Origin of the sequence: Nonomuraea sp. NPDC052129 (assembly GCF_040680095.1) — a bacterium.
Taxonomy (GTDB): Bacteria; Actinomycetota; Actinomycetes; order Streptosporangiales; family Streptosporangiaceae; genus Nonomuraea.
Genome location: NZ_JBFAVX010000044.1, coordinates 57,392 through 76,845, shown reverse-complemented (window position 1 = coordinate 76,845; position 19,454 = coordinate 57,392). Strand labels below are relative to the sequence as shown.

The 19,454-nt window shown below is 70.7% G+C and carries 20 protein-coding genes; 13 read left to right on the top strand and 7 right to left on the bottom strand.

All coding sequences use genetic code 11. The features are described from left to right. Positions 1–15: 15 nt before the first annotated feature. Together AB0L53_RS52770 and AB0L53_RS52765 are read left to right on the top strand one after the other, a co-directional pair. Positions 16–621: a DUF2975 domain-containing protein gene (locus tag AB0L53_RS52770; RefSeq protein ID WP_364012529.1), complete on the top strand. Its 606-nt coding sequence runs from the start codon at positions 16–18 to the stop codon at positions 619–621. Beyond that, positions 621–836, top strand: coding sequence for a helix-turn-helix transcriptional regulator (locus AB0L53_RS52765; protein WP_364012526.1), 216 nt, complete (start codon positions 621–623; stop codon positions 834–836). Before AB0L53_RS52770 ends, AB0L53_RS52765 begins: the two co-directional genes overlap by 1 nt. A 37-nt stretch (positions 837–873) precedes the next feature. Here the strand turns inward: AB0L53_RS52765 and AB0L53_RS52760 are convergent, their stop codons facing one another. Then, positions 874–1,869 (bottom strand): aldo/keto reductase, encoded by a 996-nt coding sequence (locus AB0L53_RS52760; protein ID WP_364012524.1) that lies wholly within the window; start codon positions 1,867–1,869, stop codon positions 874–876. A gap of 155 nt (positions 1,870–2,024) precedes the next feature. Here AB0L53_RS52760 and AB0L53_RS52755 point away from each other — a divergent pair, with 155 nt between their 5' ends. Continuing rightward, complete coding sequence (locus tag AB0L53_RS52755; protein ID WP_364012521.1) at positions 2,025–2,885, top strand: helix-turn-helix transcriptional regulator; 861 nt, start codon at positions 2,025–2,027, stop codon at positions 2,883–2,885. 85 nt (positions 2,886–2,970) lie between these two features. Here AB0L53_RS52755 and AB0L53_RS52750 read toward each other — a convergent pair whose 3' ends face one another. Together AB0L53_RS52750 and AB0L53_RS52745 are read right to left on the bottom strand one after the other, a co-directional pair. After that, positions 2,971–4,305 carry an FAD-binding oxidoreductase gene (locus AB0L53_RS52750; RefSeq protein ID WP_364012518.1) on the bottom strand — a complete coding sequence of 445 codons (1,335 nt, stop codon included), beginning with the start codon at positions 4,303–4,305 and terminating at the stop codon, positions 2,971–2,973. 98 nt (positions 4,306–4,403) lie between these two features. Further along, positions 4,404–4,889 (bottom strand): carboxymuconolactone decarboxylase family protein, encoded by a 486-nt coding sequence (locus tag AB0L53_RS52745; protein WP_364012515.1) that lies wholly within the window; start codon positions 4,887–4,889, stop codon positions 4,404–4,406. 197 nt (positions 4,890–5,086) lie between these two features. Between AB0L53_RS52745 and AB0L53_RS52740 the strand changes: the two genes are divergently transcribed. Together AB0L53_RS52740 and AB0L53_RS52735 are read left to right on the top strand one after the other, a co-directional pair. Beyond that, positions 5,087–6,013: an RNA polymerase sigma-70 factor gene (locus AB0L53_RS52740; RefSeq protein WP_364012512.1), complete on the top strand. Its 927-nt coding sequence runs from the start codon at positions 5,087–5,089 to the stop codon at positions 6,011–6,013. Between the two features lie 25 nt (positions 6,014–6,038). Continuing rightward, entirely contained in the window at positions 6,039–6,170 is a 132-nt protein-coding gene (locus AB0L53_RS52735; protein WP_364012509.1) for a hypothetical protein, read from the top strand. A 282-nt stretch (positions 6,171–6,452) separates the two neighbouring features. On the opposite strand, the gene AB0L53_RS52730 is transcribed toward AB0L53_RS52735, so the two are convergent. Then, positions 6,453–7,232, bottom strand: a complete 780-nt coding sequence (locus tag AB0L53_RS52730; protein ID WP_364012506.1) for an integrase — start codon at positions 7,230–7,232, stop codon at positions 6,453–6,455. Continuing rightward, positions 7,229–7,909 (bottom strand): TetR/AcrR family transcriptional regulator, encoded by a 681-nt coding sequence (locus AB0L53_RS52725; RefSeq protein ID WP_364012503.1) that lies wholly within the window; start codon positions 7,907–7,909, stop codon positions 7,229–7,231. The genes AB0L53_RS52730 and AB0L53_RS52725 overlap by 4 nt, the downstream gene beginning before the upstream one ends. 79 nt (positions 7,910–7,988) lie before the next feature. Here AB0L53_RS52725 and AB0L53_RS52720 point away from each other — a divergent pair, with 79 nt between their 5' ends. The 3 genes from AB0L53_RS52720 to AB0L53_RS52710 all read left to right on the top strand — a co-directional run bounded on the left by AB0L53_RS52720 (position 7,989) and on the right by AB0L53_RS52710 (position 10,491). Beyond that, a complete protein-coding gene (locus AB0L53_RS52720) occupies positions 7,989–8,657 on the top strand; it encodes an alpha/beta fold hydrolase (protein WP_364012501.1) in 669 nt (222 codons plus the stop codon). Between the two features lie 62 nt (positions 8,658–8,719). After that, on the top strand, positions 8,720–9,856 hold the full coding sequence (locus tag AB0L53_RS52715; RefSeq protein WP_364012498.1) for a hypothetical protein: 1,137 nt from the start codon (positions 8,720–8,722) through the stop codon (positions 9,854–9,856). Positions 9,857–9,981: 125 nt separating this feature from the next. Beyond that, positions 9,982–10,491: a hypothetical protein gene (locus tag AB0L53_RS52710; RefSeq protein ID WP_364012495.1), complete on the top strand. Its 510-nt coding sequence runs from the start codon at positions 9,982–9,984 to the stop codon at positions 10,489–10,491. Here the strand turns inward: AB0L53_RS52710 and AB0L53_RS52705 are convergent. After that, a complete protein-coding gene (locus tag AB0L53_RS52705) occupies positions 10,476–10,805 on the bottom strand; it encodes a cupin domain-containing protein (protein ID WP_364012492.1) in 330 nt (109 codons plus the stop codon). The two genes, AB0L53_RS52710 and AB0L53_RS52705, sit on opposite strands and share 16 nt — an antisense overlap. A 206-nt stretch (positions 10,806–11,011) precedes the next feature. Here AB0L53_RS52705 and AB0L53_RS52700 point away from each other — a divergent pair, with 206 nt between their 5' ends. The 5 genes from AB0L53_RS52700 (at position 11,012) to AB0L53_RS52680 (ending at position 18,373) form a co-directional block, all read left to right on the top strand. Further along, positions 11,012–12,403, top strand: coding sequence for a selenium-binding protein SBP56-related protein (locus AB0L53_RS52700; protein WP_364012489.1), 1,392 nt, complete (start codon positions 11,012–11,014; stop codon positions 12,401–12,403). Further along, the gene (locus AB0L53_RS52695; protein WP_364012618.1) at positions 12,391–12,999 is read left to right on the top strand and encodes a hypothetical protein; all 609 of its coding nucleotides are present in this window, start codon (positions 12,391–12,393) and stop codon (positions 12,997–12,999) included. Before AB0L53_RS52700 ends, AB0L53_RS52695 begins: the two co-directional genes overlap by 13 nt. A gap of 75 nt (positions 13,000–13,074) precedes the next feature. Then, complete coding sequence (locus AB0L53_RS52690) at positions 13,075–13,968, top strand: sigma-70 family RNA polymerase sigma factor (protein ID WP_364012486.1); 894 nt, start codon at positions 13,075–13,077, stop codon at positions 13,966–13,968. A gap of 76 nt (positions 13,969–14,044) precedes the next feature. Next, entirely contained in the window at positions 14,045–15,154 is a 1,110-nt protein-coding gene (locus AB0L53_RS52685; protein WP_364012483.1) for a sensor histidine kinase, read from the top strand. 69 nt (positions 15,155–15,223) lie between these two features. Further along, positions 15,224–18,373 carry a BTAD domain-containing putative transcriptional regulator gene (locus AB0L53_RS52680; protein WP_364012481.1) on the top strand — a complete coding sequence of 1,050 codons (3,150 nt, stop codon included), beginning with the start codon at positions 15,224–15,226 and terminating at the stop codon, positions 18,371–18,373. A 34-nt stretch (positions 18,374–18,407) separates the two neighbouring features. Here AB0L53_RS52680 and AB0L53_RS52675 read toward each other — a convergent pair whose 3' ends face one another. Beyond that, positions 18,408–19,352 (bottom strand): ATP-binding cassette domain-containing protein, encoded by a 945-nt coding sequence (locus tag AB0L53_RS52675; protein ID WP_364012478.1) that lies wholly within the window; start codon positions 19,350–19,352, stop codon positions 18,408–18,410. Positions 19,353–19,454 lie beyond the last annotated feature (102 nt).

The window sequence follows — 19,454 nt, the reverse complement described above, 5'->3', positions numbered from 1 at the left end:
TTTACGATTATCGTTATGTCTACGAAGTGGCTCAACCGACTCGAAATCCTGCTGACCTTCTCGCTGATCATCAGCTGCCTGGGCGCCCTGGCGCTGCTGGCCTTCACCTTGATGATGGCCTTCTTCGGCGCGCCCAACGGCGTGGGCGTGCCGTTGCACGTCTACGACGTGCCGGTCGCGGGCATGGCGGCGCCCGACGCCACGATCTCCGGCGCGAGCGCCGATGTGACGGTCGGCCCCCAGGGCGCCGCGCCACTCGTCGGCCTGCTCTACCTGCTCTTGTGGGGACCGGGTGTCGCGACCACCCTGCTCGCCCTGTTCACCGTCGTGCGCGCGATACGCCGGGCCAGGTCGGGCGACAGGGCGCTGTTCTCCGCCGTCACCGCCGCCCACCTGCGCCGTCTCGGCTGGATCCTGATCATCGGCTCGCTCGCCACGGGCGCGCTCGGCATGGTGGCCGAGCCGATCCTTTCCTCGCTGCTGCTGGCCAAGAGCTACCCGTTCCACCTGGAGGTGGGTGAGGTGCTGGCCGGGGTCGTGACGGGAATGGCGGTGCTGGGCGTGTCGGAGATCGTCCGGCGCGGCGTCGGTCTCCTCGAAGAGGTCGAGGCCACCATCTGATGGCCGAGCCGTCCATCCGCGTACGACTGGATGACGTGCTCAAAGAACGCGGCATGACGCTCACCGAGCTGTCCCACCGGGTCCAGATCACCGTCGTCAACCTGTCGATTCTCAAGAACGGCCACGCCAAGGCGATCCGCTTCTCCACCCTCATGCGCCTGTGCGACGCGCTCGACTGCCAGCCGGGCGACCTGCTCAGCTACGAGCGCTCGTAGCTGAGCAGGTCGGTGGCCATACGGCGATGAGCCGCACTCAGTTGCCCACGCCGAGGTAGGACATGAACGCGGACGGATACCGGTCGCCGCGGGCCGCGCCCAGCGGCACCGCCTTCTCGATCTCGGCGAGTTCGTCCGCGGTGAGGTTCACCTCCATCGCGGGCAGCGCCTCCGCCAGCCGCTCGCGGGTACGAGCGCCGACCAGCGGCACGATGTCCTCGCCCTGTGCGGCCACCCAGGCGATGGCCAACTGGGCGACGGTGTGGCCCTTCGCCTCGGCGACCCGGCGCAGGGCCTCCACGAGGACGAGGTTGTGTTCCACGTTCCCGCTGGAGAATCGCGGGTTGAAGCCGCGGCTGTCGCCGGGGCCGGCGGTGTGGCCGGCCGTCCAGTGCCCGGAGATGAGGCCGCGGGCGAGGATGCCGTACGCGGTCAGGCCGATGCCGAGCTCCCGCAGCGTGGGCAGCACGTCCGCCTCCACCGCGCGGGAGATCAGCGAGTACTCGATCTGCAGGTCGGCGATCGGGTGCACGGCGTGCGCCCGGCGGATCGTCGCCGCGTCGACCTCTGAGAGCCCGATGTGGCGCACGTATCCGGCGTCGATCATCTCCTTGATCGCGCCTACCGTCTCCTCGATCGGCACCGCCGGGTCCAGCCGGGCGGGACGGTAGATGTCGATGTGGTCGGTGCCCAGCCGGGTCAGCGAGTAGGCCAGGAAGTTCTTCACCGCCTCGGGACGGCAGTCATGCCCGCCGAACTCCGAGCCCGGCCCCCGCAGCATGCCGAACTTGACGCTCAGCGCGTAGCTGTCGCGATCCCGGCCGCGCAGCGCCTCGGCCAGCAGCGACTCGTTGTGGCCCATGGCGTAGAAGTCGCCGGTGTCGATCAGTGTGACGCCACTCTCCAGCGCGGCGTGCACGGTGGCGATGCTCTCCGCGCGGTCGGACGTGCCGTAGGCGCCCGACATGCCCAGCCCGCCCAGGCCCAGCGCGGAAACGGCCGGTCCGGTGCGGCCCAGGGTTCGCATCTGCATGACGTACTCCCTCGTCGTTGATGTCGTCGTCGATGTCGTTGTCCTTAACGTCGTCCCCAACCTTGGACCTGGGCCGGGCCGGGCGGGAGCGGAGCGTTCATCGTGGGAGAGCCGCTCCCTGGCTCGGCTCGCCCGCCGTGAGAGACCATGAGGTCATGCAACGTGACCAGCTCGCCGACTTCCTGCGCCGCCGCCGCGAGGCGATCCGCCCGGCCGAGGTGGGTCTCGCCGACGGCCCTCGCCGCCGCACCGTCGGCCTGCGCCGCGAGGAGGTGGCGATGCTCGCCGGCATGTCGGTGGACTATGTCGTACGCCTCGAGCAGGGCCGCAGCAGTCAGCCCTCGACCCAGCTGCTCGGCGCGCTGGCCCGGACGTTGCGCTTGTCCGACGACGAGCGCGACCACCTGTTCCACCTGGCCGGCCACCGGCCCCCGCCCGCCGACGGGGTGGCCCGCCTGGCCCGCGCCGGGCTGATGCGCATGCTCGACCTGCTCGGCGACACCCCGGCCCTGGTGCTGTCGGACCTGGGCGAGGTCCTTGCCCAGAACCGGGCGGACGTCCTGCTGATGGGCGACCACACCGGCTTCTCCGGCGACCGGCGCTACGTCGCATACCGCTGGTTCACCGAGTCCGCCGCGCGCGCCGTTTGCCCGCCCGAGGAGCAGGAGCATCACTCCCGCCAGCTCGTGGCCGACCTGCGCGCGACCGCCGGCCGCCGCTCCGGCGACCCCACGGTCGCCGGACTCCTCGACCGTTTGCGGGCCGCGAGCGCCGACTTCCGGCGGCTTTGGGCCGAACACGAGGTGGCGGTCCGGCGCGCCGACCGCAAGACCATGCTGCACCCGCGGGTGGGCCGCCTGGTGATGGACTGCGAGACCCTGGTCACTCCCGACCAGGGGCAGGAGCTGCTGGTGCTCACCCCGGCGGACGCCGATACCGGCGAACGGCTGGAGCTGCTGCGAGTGCTCGGTATCGAGGAGTTCCCCACGAGGGCAACGGGCACGCCCGCACGGTGAGGCGGCCGATCAGAGGCCGCGCCAAGGCGATGCGGTTCTCACCTTCACGCCCCCGCCACCTGCTCACCGTGTGTCTGGCGCAGGGCTACTGAGGCCGGACGTTGTGGTTGCGGGCGAACAGATTGCCGGGGTCGTACTGACGCTTGACCGCCGCGAGCCGCTCGTAGGTCCGCGTCGGATAGATCGCGGCGACATCCTCCTCGCTGGCAGAAGTGAGGAAGTTGGCGTAGGCGCCGTTGACGTGAGGTGCGAGTCTCGCCCAAACCGCGTCCAGAGCAGGACGCGCGGCCTCGATGACCGGCTGCGGCCCCAGGATGGTGGTCACGAGCATCAACTCCGCCTGGCGATGCGCGTAGGCGGTGGCATCGTCGGGGACTCGGGACACCGCGCCGCCGACGCTGCGAACGGCGATGAACGGCGACCCCTGCGCCGCCCCGACCTCGACGAGCATCCGAAGGACCTCGGGCACCGACGCCTGGTCGACGAACGCGTTTCGGGTCACCAACTGGATGCCCGGCGGCGGGGTGGCGCCGTCCACGAGCGCGTCCGCGTACGGTTTCAGCGTGACATCGTCGCCGATGACCGTGCCGAGCCGCCGGATCGGGTCGATGGCCCGCGCCGCGAGATCCGGGTCATCGCCGTCGAAGGCGAGGCGGATCTCGACCGGCGCTTCGGGCCCTCCCGCGAAGGGATTGGCGAACTCCGCGACGGAGGTGAGCTCTTCGGGGGCGGTGCGCAGGTGCTCCGCCCAGCCCTGGAGCACGGTGGCCGCCTCCGACGCCGGGAAGCTGATCTTGCCGTAGAAGATGTCCGTCGTCGGGTGGGCCGCGAACTCGAAGGCGGTCACGATCCCGAAATTGCCGCCGCCACCGCGAATCGCCCAGAACAGCTCCGGGTTCTCCTTCTCGCTCGCCTGGACGACCTGTCCGCCGGCCGTGACGACCTCGGCGGTGACCAGGTTGTCCAGCGCGAGGCCGTACTTCCTGACCTTCCAGCCGATGCCACCGCTCAGTGTCAGCCCACCGACACCGACGTCCTTGGTGTCGCCCGAGGAGATCGCCAGGCCGTGCGGGGCCAGGCCGGCCACGACCTGACCCCAGGTGGCGCCGCCGCCGATCCGTACGAGGTGTCGTTCCTTGTCGATGACTTCGACGTTCGCGAGCTTGCCGAGGTCGATCACGACGCCGTCGTCGAGGGTGCCAAAGCCCGCGAAGCTGTGGCCGCCGCCTCGTACGGACAGCGAAAGCCCCGCGCCGGCGGCGAATCTGACACCTGCTTGGACGTCTTCGACGCTCTTGGGCCGCAGAACGTAGGCCGGGCTGCCGGAGGCCAATATCGAGCGGCCGGCCGATGGGTACTCGGCCGTGCCCGGTTCGATGATGTCGCCGCCGAAGTCACGGCGAAGGGTTTCAAGACTCATGACGTTCCTTCACAGTTTTCCGAGATAGTCGCCCCGGAGGGGGCGGTGAGCCGGCCCGGATGGAGGGGATCCCGGGCCGGCGGGGATTGGTCTGCCGGTCAGTTCGCCATGCCGTCGAACATGCCGGGCTGGTAGGAGCCCCCCGGGTTGCGCACGATCACGTTGAGCCGGTTGTTGGCGTTGATCATGGCGATCACGGAGACCAGCGCGACGATCTGGTCGTCGTCGTAGTGCTTGCGCACCTGGGCCCAGGTGTCGTCGGACACGCCGTGGTGGGTGTCGGCGAGCCGGGTACCCTCCTCGGTGAGCGCCAGCGCGGCCTGCTCGGCCTCGGTGAACACGGTGGACTCGCGCCAGGCGGCGACCAGGTGGAGCCGGACCGCGCTCTCCCCGGCGGCCGTGGCGTCCTTGGTGTGGTAGTCGACGCAGAAACCGCAGCCGTTGATCTGGCTGGCGCGCAGCATCACCAGGTCCTGGGTGGCCTGGGGGAGCGACGACTGCTGGATCGCCAGGGCGACGTTGTAGATCCGCTTGGCGATCTTGGCGCCGAGCTCGTTGGCCATCAGATCCATACGCTGTTCCATGATGTGGTCCTCATTCGTGGTGGTGCGGGCCGCGTCGATCGTTGGCGCGGCGTCCTGGCGAACAAGAGATCCCGGCGACCCGATCCTTGTGACAGCGCGGCGATGTGACGTGCATCACCGATCCCGGGTGTCACAAAGCGGTGGGGACCGGGATCTCATGCATGGCACGGTCGAGAACGAACAGGCAGGAACCAGCGATGAGCGAACGCAACGAGAAACCGACGGACACGGCCGGGCCCCTCGCTCGTGACAGCCACGTGGACCCCGCCACCGAGGCGTTCCTCACCCACCGCAACCTGCTCTTCACGGTCGCCTACGAGATGCTCGGCTCGGCCGCCGACGCCGAGGACGTCCTGCAGGAGACGTGGTTGCTGTGGGCGGGCGTCGACCTCGGCACGGTACGGGATCAGCGTGCCTACCTGGTCCGGATCACCACCCGACAGGCGCTGAAACGGCTGCGTACGCTCGGCCGCCGCAAGGAGTCCTACGTCGGCCCCTGGCTGCCCGAGCCGCTACTGACCGCGCCCGACGTCGCCGAGGACGTCGAACTCGCCGACAGCGTCTCGACGGCGATGCTGCTGGTGCTGGAGACGCTTCAGCCGACCGAGCGGGCGGTGTTCGTCCTGCGCGAGGTGTTCGATCTGGACTACGACGAGATCGCCGACGCCGTCGGCAAGAGCCCGGCCGCGGTCCGCCAGATCGCCCACCGGGCACGGGGACACGTCGCCGCGCGCCGGCCACGCGACATCGTCTCCCCGACCGAGACCCGAGCCGCGATCAAGGCGTTTCAGAGGGCGATCGAAACGGGCGATCTGCAGCGCCTGCTCGACATCCTCGCGCCGGACGTCGTCCTCCTGACAGATGGCGGCGGACTCAAGCAGGCCGCGCTGGCGCCCGTTGTGGGGGCCGACCAGGTGGCCCACGTGCTGGGCAACCTCACCCCTGTGGCGTTGCTGCAGCCGGCCCAGGTCAACGGCCGCCCGGCATTGATCGTCCGGCTCGACGGCATGATCGACACCGTCGTGACGGTACGCATCGACGGCGGCCTCATCACCGGGCTCTACGCCGTACGCAATCCCGAGAAGCTGTCGCACATGGAGTGGGAGACCACGGTGAGTCGCTGAGCCGGTCGTACTCAGACCATCCATCATGTCCAGCGAGTCTCCGAGCGCCAGCCGCCGCCACGCCGCGACGGCCTCCCGGATCCTGACCCGCACGGCGGGCAGCGTCGTGGTGGTGAGCACGTCCGGCCGGGACAGGTGCCGACTCCGGCACTTCTGATCCACCCAGGTCAGACACTGCTGGTCATCGGCGTCGACCCAGGCGGCGGTGCCGATGCCGGCGACGACGTACTCGGCGAGGACCAACCCGTCCAGGTTCCGGCCGGCCAGGCCCTTCGTGGGCATGCCCCGGGTGATGCGGTCGGCCTCGGCGCTGAGGAAGCCGAAGTCGACGCCGTCGGCGACCAGGTCCCAGAATCCGTTCCGCAGGGGAAGGTAGCCCTCGATGAGGAAGTGCATCAGATCATGGGGAGGCTGGCAGCCGGTTTATTTGCCGTGACCCTCATGCCTGGCCGAGGTCGGTGCAGTAGGTGATCGTCGCGTCGTCCGCCGCCACCGCGTGGCGCGTCTCCGCCTGCCGGACACGATGGATGATGTCGGCGGCCCCGCTCGACGCCAGTACGGCCATGACCCCCGGCCAGTCGGCGAGCTGGAAGGGGTCCACGATGCGGCTGGCTCCATTGCTGAGCAGGACGGCGCCGTTCAGCTCGGAGATCGGGCAGCTTCCGGTGATCGCCTCGTCCGCCGCGCGCGGGTCGTCCTTGGCCACCCAGAAGCCGCCCGGCTGGTTCCGGTTGGCGCGCAGGTCCCGCAGGACGCGGTGGTAGTCCTCGCTGCCCTTGGCGGCGGCCTCGAGCGCGGGCTCGTAGGACCGGCTGATGATCACCTCTCGGGGATCGGAGACGACGAGCGGCGCGTCGTCAGCCCTGTCGAGCACGAGGAACGCGTCACCGAGCACCAGGTACTCGAGGAGGCCGCCGGACAGGCGCAGGACGGCCACGGCCGCCGACGGGCTGATGGGGTTGGCGATGTCGCAGGTGTGGCGGTGCTCGTCCGTCACCTGCTCGATAGCTTCGGCGAGCAGCGCCGGAAGGCCGCGGTCCCCTACGAGTGACAGGAGGTTGGCTCCCAGGCGGCCTGCGTACCAGGCAACGCCGTGTCGGCAGGTCGCTTCGCCGCCGGGGATGCCGGCCCCGTCGACCAGCACCGCCGCCGTCGGCACAGCGCCGGTGAAGTCCTCGTTCGCGCGGGTGGTCCCTTTCGCGACGCTCGTCATCGTCACCCGCATGTCCTCGCGCCGCCTTCCCGTCGCTCAGGTTCCGCTATGAGGTCACCTGAGGGGGGCAGGCCGCAGGCGAGGTCGTGTTCCAGGGTGCGGGCGTAGGACTCGACGGTGGCGACGATGTCGACGGTGTCGGGGTCGAGCAGCCACTGGGTCTGCAGGCCGTCGAGGGTCGCGAGGATCTCGGTGGCCTTGGCCACCGGGTCGATGTCCGGGCGGGCGACGCCGTCTGCCTGGGCGGAGCGGATGTTGTCGGCCACGATGGCGCGCATCGCGCGGTAGCGTTCGACGAAATGTTGGTGGCCGGGCGAGCCCGGCTCGAGGCTCTCCGCCACCAAGACCGTGAACAGTTTGGCCAGCCCGGCCCGCTGCTTGTTGCGGCGCGCGAACTCCGGCAACGCCCGAAGCCGCCCGGAGGGCTCCATGCCGAGCAGTTCCAGGGCGAACGCCTCACTGTCCAGGTCGCGCCGCTCGATCACCGCCAGCAGCAGGCCCGCCTTGCTGCCGAAGTGGTGCAGCAGACCGGGCTCGGTGATGCCGGCCCGGGCCGCGACGTCGGCGAGCGAGGTGCCGCGGAAACCGCCGCGGGCGAACATCTCGCCGGCCGCCGTGATGATCTCCTCCCGCCGCAGGCGAGCGCGTTCCTGCCTGCCGGGTCCTTGCCTGCTCGGGGTCACGGTGTTAAACCTAACGCAACTCACTTACCGAGCACTAGGTAAGTGAACTCCCCTTTGGTACGAGTAGCGAGGTGCGACGATGCCGCCCAGACCCCACCGCATCCGGCCCTTACTGATCATCGCGGTCGCCCTGCTGGGCGGGCTCTGCCCCGGTTCGCCGGCCCAGGGCGCGCAGCGGGAGCCGGTCATCCTGGTTCACGGCTGGAACGGCTCGGCCACCGAGTTCGCCCAGATGCAGACGGCGCTGGAGCAAGCCGGCTACCCGACGTACGCGATCGACCTGCCCGGCGAGGAGAACCTCGCCAACGCCCAGGCCATCGCCGACCTGGTGGAGCAGGCACGCGGCGAACACGGCGGCAGCAAGGTCAGCCTCGTCGGGCACAGCATGGGAGGGCTGTCCGCGCGCTACTACCTCAAATCCCTCGGCGGCGCCGCCAAGACGCTCAGTTACATCTCGATGGGCACCGGGCAGCTCGGCTACTGGCCCGCCTGCCTGCTGCCGGCCGGTCAGGGCGGGCAGATGTGCCCCACCAGCAGCTTCATCACCCAGCTCAACAGCGGCGACCCGACGCCGGATCCGGTCAGGTACACGTTGCTGACGAGCTCGCTCGACGAGACGCGCAACGACGTCATCGCCGGTGTCTGGTGCCGGGCCGAATTCGCCGGCGTGGCGCATGCCGACGAACCGGCGTCACCGGTGTTCATCGACGCCGTCCTCAGCGCCCTTGACGGGCGATGCCCGTCCTAGATGCCTCGTAGAGGGCGAAATTCGGTCGCCGATCGCGCGGGCGGCCAACTACTGTCGCGCGGGTGGGAAGCGATCTTCTGCCGTTGCTGTGGCTGTGCGGGCCGTCAGGCGTCGGGAAGTCCTCACTTGGCTGGGAGGTGTTCGCCCAGCTGAGCCGGGGCGGCGTCCGGGCGGCGTTCGTCGACGCCGACCAGATCAGCCTGTGCTACCCCCTGCCGGAGATCGGCACCCATCGGATCCGGGCCGGGAGCCTGGCCGCGATGTGGCCCAACTTCCGGGAGCAGGCAGCGCAGTGCGTGGTCCTGTCGGGTTTCGTCGACACCGCTGAGGAGATCGGCGAGTACGCGCAGCGTCTCCCGGACGCCGCCTTCACCGTGTGCCGGCTGCGCGTGAGCACCGATGAGCTCAAGGAACGGTTTGTCGGGCGGGGATGGCGTCCCGACCTGGTGGCGGAGGCTGTCGCCGAGGCGGAGTCGCTGGAGGACAGCGACTTCGCCGACCTGTGCCTGGATACCGGCGGGCTGACCGTGCCCGAGGCGGCCCGGATGGTCCGCGAGCGAGCCGGTGGATGGCCGCGTCCCGGCCCACCCGTCGGCCATGTTTCCCGACCGGCCGCACCGCTCGCCGTTGACCCGGTTCCGGTGCTGTGGTTGTCCGGCGCCACCGCGGTGGGGAAGTCGACCGTCGGCTATGAGGTCTTCTCGCAGATCGTCCGGACCGGCGTACGAGCTGCTTATGTGGATCTGAAGCAGATCGGCGTGTTACGTCCCGCCACGGACGACGACCCGGACGGCCATCGCCTCAAGGCGCGCAATCTCGCGGCCCTCATGGCCGGATACCGCGCGGCCGAGGCCAGGTGCCTGATCGTCTCCGGGCACGACGACCGGGACGACACCGTCCGCGCCTACGCCGAGCTGCTTCCCGGCGCGGCGCTGACGGTGTGCCGTCTGCACGCCGGGCCCGCGACGCTGGCCGAGCGCGTCACGCGGCGCGGCCGGGGAGGTGGGCCGGCGATTCCGGGCGATGAGCTGAAGGGACTGGACCCCGAGGCCCTGCGCCGCGTCGCCGAACAGGCGGCACGCGAGGCCTTGTCGCTCGACCGCGCCGGAGCGGGTGACCTGCGTATCGACACGGACGACCGGTCGGCGCAAGAGGTGGCCGACGAGATAAGGGCGCTCATCGGCGACTGGCCGAACTAAGCCAAAGCGAGCCGAACCAAGCGGCCCCGCGCCCAAGGCGCCCGGCCGCTTGACAGCCATCCCCTTTATAGGATAGCTGTGCTATCCAACAGCTAGATAGCGCAACTACCCAATGGGGAGACGTAATGGAGACGAGCATCGTTCTGGTGGTGGCCCTGCTGGGCTTCCGCGCGCTGGGGGCCTTCGGGGCCGGCCGGTTCGCCTCGTGGCCGGTCAGTGCGGCGCATGCGCTGGCCGTCATGCTCTTCATGACGGCCAGCGCGCACTTCGTCCCGGAAAGCGTCACGGTGATGCCCACCCACGCCGATCTCGTACGCATGGTGCCGCCCTTCGTGCCCTTCGCCGACGCGGTGGTCTACCTGACCGGCGCGCTGGAGCTCATGGGCGCGGTGGGGCTGATCATCACCAGGACGCGCTGGTCGGCCGGGATCGGGCTGATCGCGCTCTTCGTGCTCCTGCTGCCGGCCAACATCTACGCCGCGCTGGCCGACGTGCCGTTCAACGGCGGCGAGGCGTCCCCGTTGTGGCTGCGCATTCCCGAGCAGGTCCTCTACATCGCCGTCGCGCTCTGGGGCATCCGCTCGGCACCCCGGGTGTGGCCGCTGCCGTTTCGCGTGGGTTACGGCACTTCGTAGGTGATGTCGTACTTGGCGGCGATGGAGTTGAGCTTGGCCGGGTCGAGCCTGCCGCCCACGCTGACGTACGGCCTGGCCTCGACCAGGTCCTCGACGAAGCACTCCCAGCCGCCCGGCGAGGAGATCTGGATGACCCGCGGAGGAGGGGTGGACCCGCAGCGCAGCGCGTGCGGGACCCCGTGGGGCAGCAGGACGAACTGCCCCTTGCCCACCTTGTCCGTCCGGTCGTCGAACTCGACGATGAGCTCTCCGTCGAGTACGTAGATGCCCTCGTCGGCCTTGTGGTGGACATGGCGGGGAATGTCCTGAGCCACGACCATTTCCAGCAGGGACAGCGTGCCGCCGGTGTCGGTGGCGCGGGCCTTGGCGGCGAAGGCGGGCGGGACTTTGATGCCCCCCGGCCGGGCTTGGCCGGGCCCCAGGACCTAGACCCTGATCGGTACAACAGCTTGCGCGATCATTCCGAAAACGTGCCCAATATCCTGTTGACCTTGTAGGGAATTGGTGGATACGTGAAGGGATGAGCCTCTGGACCCCGGACCCCACGTTCTATCCTTCGCCCAGGGACGCGGCCGGCGCACCCGCCGAGAAACTGGCCTATGTCGTCGCCTTCGACCGGTCGGCGACCAGGCCGGACGCGCTGGCCGTAGTCGACACCGACGCCGACTCGCCGCACTACGGCCAGGTGGTGGGCTGGAGCGAGCTGCCCAACACCGGCGACGAGCTGCACCACTTCGGCTGGAACGCCTGCAGCACCGCCCTGTGCCCCAGCGCCCCGCACCCGCATGTCGAACGCCGCTACCTCATCGTGCCCGGACTGCGCTCCTCACGCATCCACGTCTTCGACACCAAGGACCGCCTCAGCCCGGAACTGGTCAAGGTCATCGAGGCCGACGAACTGGCCAAACGGGCCGGCTACTCCCGGCCCCACACCGTGCACTGCGGGCCCGGCGGGATCTACCTGTCCGCGCTCGGCGGCGCTGACGGCAACGACGGGCCCGGCGGGATCGCGCTGCTCGACCACACCACGTTCGAGGTGCTCGAACGCTGGGAGGTCGACAGAGGACCGCAGTACCTCGCCTACGACTTCTGGTGGCACATCAACCATGACGTGCTGATCACCTCCGAGTGGGGCACCCCGTCGATGATCGAGAACGGCGTGGTGGGAGAGCTGCTGCTCGGCCGCAAGTACGGCCACAAGCTGCACTTCTGGGACCTGCGCAAGCGCAAGCACGTCCAGGAGGTCGACCTGGGCGATGAACACCAGATGGTCCTGGAGCTGCGCCCGGCGCACGACCCCACCCGCACCTACGGCTTCGCCGGCGTCGTCACCAGCACCGCGGACCTGTCGGCCTCGGTCTGGCTCTGGTTCCACGAGGACGGCCGCTGGCAGGCCCGCAAGGTGATCACCATCCCCGCCGAGCCCGCGAGCGCCGACCTGCTGCCACCCGTCCTGCAGCCCTTCGGCGCCGTGCCGCCCCTGGTCACCGACATCGATCTGTCGGTCGACGACCAGCGCCTGTACGTCTCCTGCTGGGGCACCGGCGAGATCAAGCAGTACGACGTGTCGGACCCGGCCAACCCCGCCGAGCTGGGCTCGCTCAGGATCGGCGGCATCGCCCGGCAGGCACCCCACCCCGCCCAGCCGTCACTGCCGCTGCGCGGCGGGCCGCAGATGGTCGAGATCAGCCGCGACGGCCGCCGCCTCTACCTCACCAACTCCCTGTACGGCGCCTGGGACGACCAGTTCTACCCCGAGGGCGTCGGCGCCTGGATGGCCAAGATCGACACCGAGTCCTTCACCTTCGACACCCGCTTCTTCCCGCACGATGAGGCCTTCCGCGGCCTGCGCCCCCACCAGGTACGCCTGCAGGGCGGCGACGCCTCCTCCGACTCCTACTGCTACCCGTGACGATCGCCACCGTGCTCCTGCTGGGCGCCTTCCACGGCCTGAACCCGGCCATGGGCTGGCTCTTCGCCGTGGCCCGCGGCCTGCAGGAGCGCAGCAGGGACCTGCTGCTGCAGTCGCTGCCGGTCATCGCGCTGGGCCACCTGGGCTCGGTCGCCGTGGTCGCGATCGTCGTCGGCCTCACCGGCTCGCTGGTCACCGGCAGGGTGCTGTCGATCGGCGGCGGGGTGGTGCTGGTCGGGTTCGGCCTGTGGCGGCTGCTGTCCAGGCGGCACTTCCGCTGGGTGGGGATGCGGCTGTCGCTGTGGCAGCTGGCCGGCTGGTCGTTCCTGATGTCCTCGGCCCACGGCGCCGGCCTGATGCTGCTGCCCGTCCTCACCGGCCTGCACGCCCCCGGCCATGAGGGTCACGCCCTGTCGGGCGGCCTGGCGGTGGCCGCGCTGCACACGCTGGCGATGTTCGTGGTGGCGGGTGTCATCGCCGTGGTGGTGTACGAGGTGGCCGGGCTCACGGTGCTGCGGCGTGCCTGGTTCAACCTGGACCGCATGTGGGCGCTCGCCCTCGTGGGCGCGGGGGTGATCACCCTGGTCCAGGCATAACCTCGGCGGGAGTTGTCACATCGGTCATGTCCGCTTGGTCAGTGCTATGACTTGCCTTGACGAAGGAATGTGACGATGAATATTGGGACGACGAGCGACGCAGAGTTTCTGGCCGGCCGGTTCGAGGAGCACCGCTCCCATCTGCGGGCCGTGGCCTACCGGATGCTCGGCTCGCTGAGCGAGGCCGAGGACGCCGTACAGGAGGGGTGGATACGGCTCAGCCGCAGCGACACCAGCGAGGTGAACAATCTCGGCGGGTGGCTGACCACGGTCGTGGCCCGGGTGTGCCTGACCATGTTGAGCTCGCGCGAGCGGCGGCGCGAGGACTCCCTGGAGGAGCGCCTGCCCGACCCGGTCGTCAGCCCCGCCGAGGGCGTCGATCCCGAGCACGAGGCACTGGTGGCCGACTCGGTCGGGCTGGCGTTACTGGTGGTGCTGGAGTCGCTCGAGCCGGCCGAGCGGCTGGCGTTCGTGCTGCACGACATGTTCGCGGTGCCGTTCGAGGAGATCGCGACGATCGTGGGGCGTACCCCGGCGGCGGCCAGGCAGCTGGCCAGCCGCGCCCGCCGCCGCGTGCGGGGCACGGCCCCGGTGCCCGATCCGGATCTGGGCCGTCAGCGCCAGGCCGTCGACGCCTTCCTGGCCGCCGCGCGCGATGGAGACTTCGAGGCGCTGGTGCGGGTGCTCGACCCGGATGTCGTGGTCCGTTCCGACCGCGGCGCCGCGGGGGGCGTGCTGGTGGCGCGCGGGGCGGCGGTGGTGGCCAAGCAGGCGATCATGTTCCGCCCGGTCGGCTCGGTGGGACATCCGGTGCTGGTCAACGGGGCCGCCGGATCCGTCGCCTCGGTCGGCGGCCAGGTGGTCTCGCTGGTCGCCTTCACCGTCAGCGGCGGCCTGATCGCCGAGGTCGTCATCATCACCGACGCCGACCGGCTGGCCCGGCTCGACCCGATGTCGGCGACGGGCTGACCCAGAGTGCTTCACGCCTCGGGTCGGCTCGCAGCGGCCCTGACGTCGGCTCTCGGGCGCGGATAACGTTGGCGTGATGGTCCGAACCCCGCCCCCGAGTCTCGACGGCGCGCCGGACGAGGCGCCCGACGCGCCCGGCGTAGGGGCGTTCCTGCCCTTCGTCCTCCTGGCCGTGGGCGCGATCTGGGAGACCGTCGACGGCTCGCTGCGGCCGGGCTGGCTGTCGTGGGCGGGCCTGGCCGCCATGTCCGCCCTGTACGCGCTGACAGTGATCATGGCCTTCCGGCGCCGCACGGTGCCCGCCCGGCTCGCGCTGGCGGGGCTGGCGGCCGTGGTCTTCGGGCTGTCGATCGTGCTGGGCGGCGGCTGGTACTACCTGTTCCCGCTGCTCGGCGTGGCGTGCGGCATCACCCTGCGCGGCCGGGCGGTGCGGGTCGCCACGGCGGCGCTGCCCTTCGGCACGGCGCTGGTGGTGTCGGCCGGCGGCGGCAGCCTGGAGTCGATCCTGGCCTTCTCGTGGGGGACCTTCAGCGCGGGCCTGGTCGTGGCCGTCATCCTGCACCTGCACATGGTCATCGGCGAGCTGAACCAGACCCGGCAACGCCTGGCCGAGGCGGCCGTCGCCGAGGAGCGGCTGCGCTTCTCCCGCGACCTGCACGACCTGCTCGGGCACACCTTGTCGGTCATCGTGGTCAAGGCCGAGGCCGTACGACGGCTGGCCCGCCGCGACCCCGGCCAGGCCGAACGCCAGGCCGCCGACATCGAGGCCGTCGGCCGGCAGGCACTGAGCGAGGTACGCGAGGCGGTCACCGGCTACCGGGCGGGCGGCCTGGCCGACGAGCTCGCCCGCGCCCGCGACGCCCTGGCGGCTGCCGGCGTGCGCGCCCGCATCCGCCGCACCGGGCCGCCACCGGCCGCGCAGGCCGAGGCGCTGCTGGGCTGGGTGGTACGCGAGGGCGTCACCAACATCATCAGGCACAGCGGCGCCACCGAGGCCGAGATCGACCTGGCCGGCCTGACTCTGACGATCCGCGACAACGGCCCCGACGGCCCTCTCCCCACCGAGGGCGGCAGCGGGCTGCGCGGCCTGGCCGAACGGCTCGGCCAGGCGGGCGGCAGCGTCGAGGCGGGCCCTCACCCGGGCGGCGGCTTCCAGCTCACCGCCACCCTTCCGCCCAGCGTTTAGAGAGTGCGGCCGGAGGACCTGGACGGCCCGTGGCGCAAGACGGGCTCACCATTCGGCACAATTGCCGCTGTGAGAGTCGAATTGCTGGGACCGTTCGAGGTCCGAAACCGCGATGGGGCCGTGGTGGAGGTTCCGGGGATTCGGCTGCGCGCACTGCTGGCCGCGCTCGCCCTCGAACCTGGCCGGATCGTCACGCGGGCGAGGCTGGTGGACTGGATCTGGGGCGAACAGCCGCCCGCCGACGAGGTGAATGCCTTGCAGGCGCTGGTGTCCAGGCTGCGCAGGGTGTTGCCGGACGGGGTGATCGAGGCCGATTCCGGCGGATACCGGCTGGCCGTGGCTCCTGATGCCGTGGATGTGTCCAGGTTCGAGCAGCTGGTCGGCCAGGCCCGTGCCGCCGAGCCCGCGGCGCGGGCGGATCTGCTGCGCTCGGCCTTGGCCTTGTGGCGCGGCACCGCCATGGCCGACCTCGCGCTGCAGGGCAGCGACGCCTTCGACGCCGCGGTCGCGCGTCTGGACGAACTCCACGTCGCCGCGCTCGGCGATCGGGTGGATGCCGATATTCGCCTCGGCCGTGGCTCGGAGCTGGTCTCGGAGCTGACCGAGCTGGTCGCCGCGTACCCGCTGCGGGAGGGGTTCGTGGCGGCCTTGATGCGCGCGCTCGCCGAGGCGGGGCGGGGGAGCGAGGCGTTGACGGTGTACCAGCGCACCCGCGAGCGGCTCGCCGAGGAGCTGGGCGTCGATCCGTCGGCCAAGCTCTCCGCTCTGCACACCGCGCTGCTGCGTGGCGAGCTGGGCGAGCGGGCGGACAACCACAAGACGAACCTGCGCGCCGAGCTGACGAGTTTCGTCGGCAAGAAGAATGATGTGTCCGCGGTCGCCGCTCTGGCCGCCAAGCACCGGCTGGTCACCTTGACGGGGGCGGGCGGCTCCGGCAAGACGAGGCTGGCCACCGAGACCGCGCGGACGATGCTCGCCGATCTGCCGGATGGGGCGTGGCTGGTCGAACTGGCCTCCGTTGGGGAAGGCGGTGACCTGGCGCAGGCCGCCCTGACCGCGATCGGCCTGCGTGACCAGGCATTGCTCGGCGGCTCGCGGGGCGGGGAGCCGATGGACCGGCTCATCGCCGCGGTCCGCGAGCGCGCGATCTTGCTCATCCTGGACAACTGCGAGCACGTGATCGAGGCGGCCGCGGCTTTCGCCGACCGGCTGCTGGGGGAGTGCCGCAGGCTGCGGATCGTGGCCACCAGCAGGGAACCGCTCGGCATCACCGGGGAGGTGCTGTGGCAGGTCGAGCCGCTCGCGCTGCCCGCCGGCGGAGCCGACCCCGCCGAGGCCGGGTCCTCGCCCGCGGTGCGGCTGCTGCGCGACCGCGCGGACCTGGTGCGCAAGGACATCGGCTCCGACGCCGACACCGTGGCGGCCATGGTGCGCATCTGCCGGGCGCTGGACGGGATGCCGCTGGCGATCGAACTGGCCGCGGCCCGGCTGCGCACCATGTCCGTCGATCAGCTGGCCCGCCGGCTCGACGACCGGTTCCGGCTGCTGACCAGCGGCAGCCGTACGGTGCTCGCCCGGCACAAGACGCTGCGCGCGGTCGTGGACTGGAGCTGGGACCTGCTGACCGAGACCGAACGTGACGTGCTGCGGCGGCTGTCGGTGTTCTCCGGCGGGGTGAGCCTGGAGGCGGCCGAACAGGTCTGCGGGGAGGAGACGTCCGCCGGGGAGCAGGTGTTCGACGTGCTGACCGCGTTGATCGACAAGTCGCTGCTGCTCGCCGACGGCCAGGGCACGCCGCGCTACCGGATGCTCAACACCATCAGGGAGTACGCGGCGCAGCGGCTGGCCGAAGCCGGGCAGAGCGAGCCGGCGCGCCGGGCGCACCTGGCGTACTTCACCGAGCTGGCCGAGACGGCCGAGCCGCGCCTGCGCCGGGCCGAGCAGGTGGAGTGGCTGTCCAGGCTCGGGGCCGAGCACGACAACATCAGTACGGCCCTGCGCGGCGCCATCGCCGAGGGATGGGCTCAGGAGGCGATGCGGCTGGTCGCGGCCGCGGGCTGGTATTGGTACCTCAGCGGGCACCGGGCCGAGGGCGCCGAGCTGAGCATCGCGGCGGCCTCGCTGCCGGGGGAGGTGTCCGATGAGGTGCGGGCGCTGGCGTACCTCAATGTGACGATCTTCGTGACCGCCGGGGTCACCGGCGATCAGTATCAGGCGCGGGAGTGGATCGAGCAGGCGCATCGCTTCGCCCGGCGCAGCGGGTCTCGCCACCCGCTGCTGGGGTTCGTCGAGCTGCATGAGCGGATGCTGCGCGGCCCGGCGGAGTTCATGCCCGCCTTCGAGCCGCTCATCGCCGACGCCGATCCGTGGGTGCGCGCGCAGGCCAGGCTCAGCCGTGGCCGGCTGCGGCTCACGCTCGGCGGCGACGAGACCGGCGTGGACCTCGACGCCGAGACCGCCCTTGCCGAGTTCCGTACGCTGGGCGACCGGATGGGGATCTCGCTCGCGCTGACCTTCCTGGCCGACCGGCTGGCCATGCGCGGCGAGTTCGCCCGCGCGTGTGAGCACTACGAACAGGCGGCGCTGGCGCTGATGGAGGTGGGCGCGACCGAGGACGTGGTCGGCTTTCGGGCGCGGCAGGCTCAGCTGTACTGGCTGCTCGGCGATGAGCGATCCAGCGCCTGCGCCATGGCCGAGGCGCGGCGGATCGCCGATGGGATCGTCTGGCCGGACGCGCTCGTCGAGCTGGCGCTCGCGCAGGCGCAGCTGGCGCGCTTGCGCGGCGAGCCGGACCAGGCGCGTGAGCACCTGGCCATGGTGCGGGCGGTGCTGGGCGAGGCGGACATGGCCGACTCCATCCGTGTTCACACCATGGATCTGTACGGCTACCTCACCGAGGATCTCGGCAAGGCCCGCGCCTACCGGGCCGAGGCGTTGCGCGCGGCCACGACCGTCGAGCACACCCATCCCCCCACGATCGCCCAGGTGCTGATCGGGATCGCGGATCTCGCGCTGCGCCAGGGAGACCCCGAGCAGGCCGTACGACTGCTCGGGGCGAGCGACGGCGTGCGCGGCACGCCGGACCGTTCGCAGCCGGACGCCGCCAGGATCGCCGCGGACGCGCGCGATCACCTCGGCGAAACCGTGTTCGCCGAGGCGGTCCGTGCCGGGCAGCAGCGGGACTGGCGTGAGCTGGCCGAGATCACGCTCGCTTCGTGAACGTCGCACGAGCCGAGGGAAGCCGACATGGCGTTCATTGCGCGCCGGCCTCCTTGTTCGCGTGAGCGGTAAGGGCGAGGAAGACGTCATCCAGGTCCGGTGTGTGCACCGACAATTCCTCGACTTCCAGGCAATGGGCGTCGAGCCGATCGATCAGCGCGCGCAAGGACCGCGCCCCGCCGTCGCCGGGAACACGCAAGGTCAGCTCTTCGTCGTCTCTTGTGGACTCGTGCAGGACCCGCGCCGCGGCGTCGAGTTCGTGCCGGGCGGTGAACCGTAGCCGGACATGGCTGCCGGGGATGCGGCGCTTGAGCTCATCGGCGGTGCCCTCGGCGACCAGCCGGCCCTGATCGAGTACGGCGATACGGTCGGCGAGCTGGCCGGCCTCCTCCAGATACCGGGTGGTGAGGAAGATGGTCGTGCCCTCGGCGGCCAGTTCCCGGATGATGTCCCACATGGTGCGGCGGCTGCGCGGATCGAGTCCCGTGGTGGGCTCGTCCAGGAAGATGATCTGCGGGTCGCCGACCAGCGTCATGGCCAGGTCCAGCTTGCGGCGCATGCCACCGGAATAGGACACCGCCAGCCTGCCCGCCGCCTCGACCAGATCGAACCTCTCCAGCAGCCGGCCGGCGACACGTTCGCCCTCCGCCTTGGGCAGGTCCAGAAGATCGGCCATCATCCGCAGGTTCTCCTCGCCGGTGAGCAGGTCGTCCACCGAGGCGAACTGCCCGGTGACCCCGATCGCCGCGCGCACCGCCTTGGTCTGCGTGGCCACGTCGTGCCCGGCGACGACCACCTTCCCGGCGTCGGGGGTCAGCAGCGTGGTCAGCACGTTCACCGTCGTGGTCTTGCCGGCGCCGTCGGGCCCGAGCAGGGCGAAGATCGTGCCGGTCCGGACACTCAGGTCGATGCCGTCGAGCACGGTCTTGTCTTCGTATGCCTTGCGCAGCCCCGAGGCCACAATGGCTGAACCGTTCATGGGGTCCAACCTGGCCGACCGCTCTGATATCGGGCCGTCGCCGTCCTGACGTGACCGCTGACACGACGCCGCGCCATTGCGGCCATGCGGTGTCAGCGGCCG

Coding starts and splice junctions, on each gene's coding strand:
- AB0L53_RS52770 (WP_364012529.1), top strand. CDS start 16: ATGTCTACGAAGTGGCTCAACCGACTCGAAATCCTGCTGACCTTCTCG.
- AB0L53_RS52765 (WP_364012526.1), top strand. CDS start 621: ATGGCCGAGCCGTCCATCCGCGTACGACTGGATGACGTGCTCAAAGAA.
- AB0L53_RS52760 (WP_364012524.1), bottom strand. CDS start 1,869: ATGCAGATGCGAACCCTGGGCCGCACCGGACCGGCCGTTTCCGCGCTG.
- AB0L53_RS52755 (WP_364012521.1), top strand. CDS start 2,025: ATGCAACGTGACCAGCTCGCCGACTTCCTGCGCCGCCGCCGCGAGGCG.
- AB0L53_RS52750 (WP_364012518.1), bottom strand. CDS start 4,305: ATGAGTCTTGAAACCCTTCGCCGTGACTTCGGCGGCGACATCATCGAA.
- AB0L53_RS52745 (WP_364012515.1), bottom strand. CDS start 4,889: ATGGAACAGCGTATGGATCTGATGGCCAACGAGCTCGGCGCCAAGATC.
- AB0L53_RS52740 (WP_364012512.1), top strand. CDS start 5,087: ATGAGCGAACGCAACGAGAAACCGACGGACACGGCCGGGCCCCTCGCT.
- AB0L53_RS52735 (WP_364012509.1), top strand. CDS start 6,039: ATGTCCAGCGAGTCTCCGAGCGCCAGCCGCCGCCACGCCGCGACGGCC.
- AB0L53_RS52720 (WP_364012501.1), top strand. CDS start 7,989: ATGCCGCCCAGACCCCACCGCATCCGGCCCTTACTGATCATCGCGGTC.
- AB0L53_RS52710 (WP_364012495.1), top strand. CDS start 9,982: ATGGAGACGAGCATCGTTCTGGTGGTGGCCCTGCTGGGCTTCCGCGCG.
- AB0L53_RS52700 (WP_364012489.1), top strand. CDS start 11,012: ATGAGCCTCTGGACCCCGGACCCCACGTTCTATCCTTCGCCCAGGGAC.
- AB0L53_RS52690 (WP_364012486.1), top strand. CDS start 13,075: ATGAATATTGGGACGACGAGCGACGCAGAGTTTCTGGCCGGCCGGTTC.
- AB0L53_RS52685 (WP_364012483.1), top strand. CDS start 14,045: ATGGTCCGAACCCCGCCCCCGAGTCTCGACGGCGCGCCGGACGAGGCG.
- AB0L53_RS52675 (WP_364012478.1), bottom strand. CDS start 19,352: ATGAACGGTTCAGCCATTGTGGCCTCGGGGCTGCGCAAGGCATACGAA.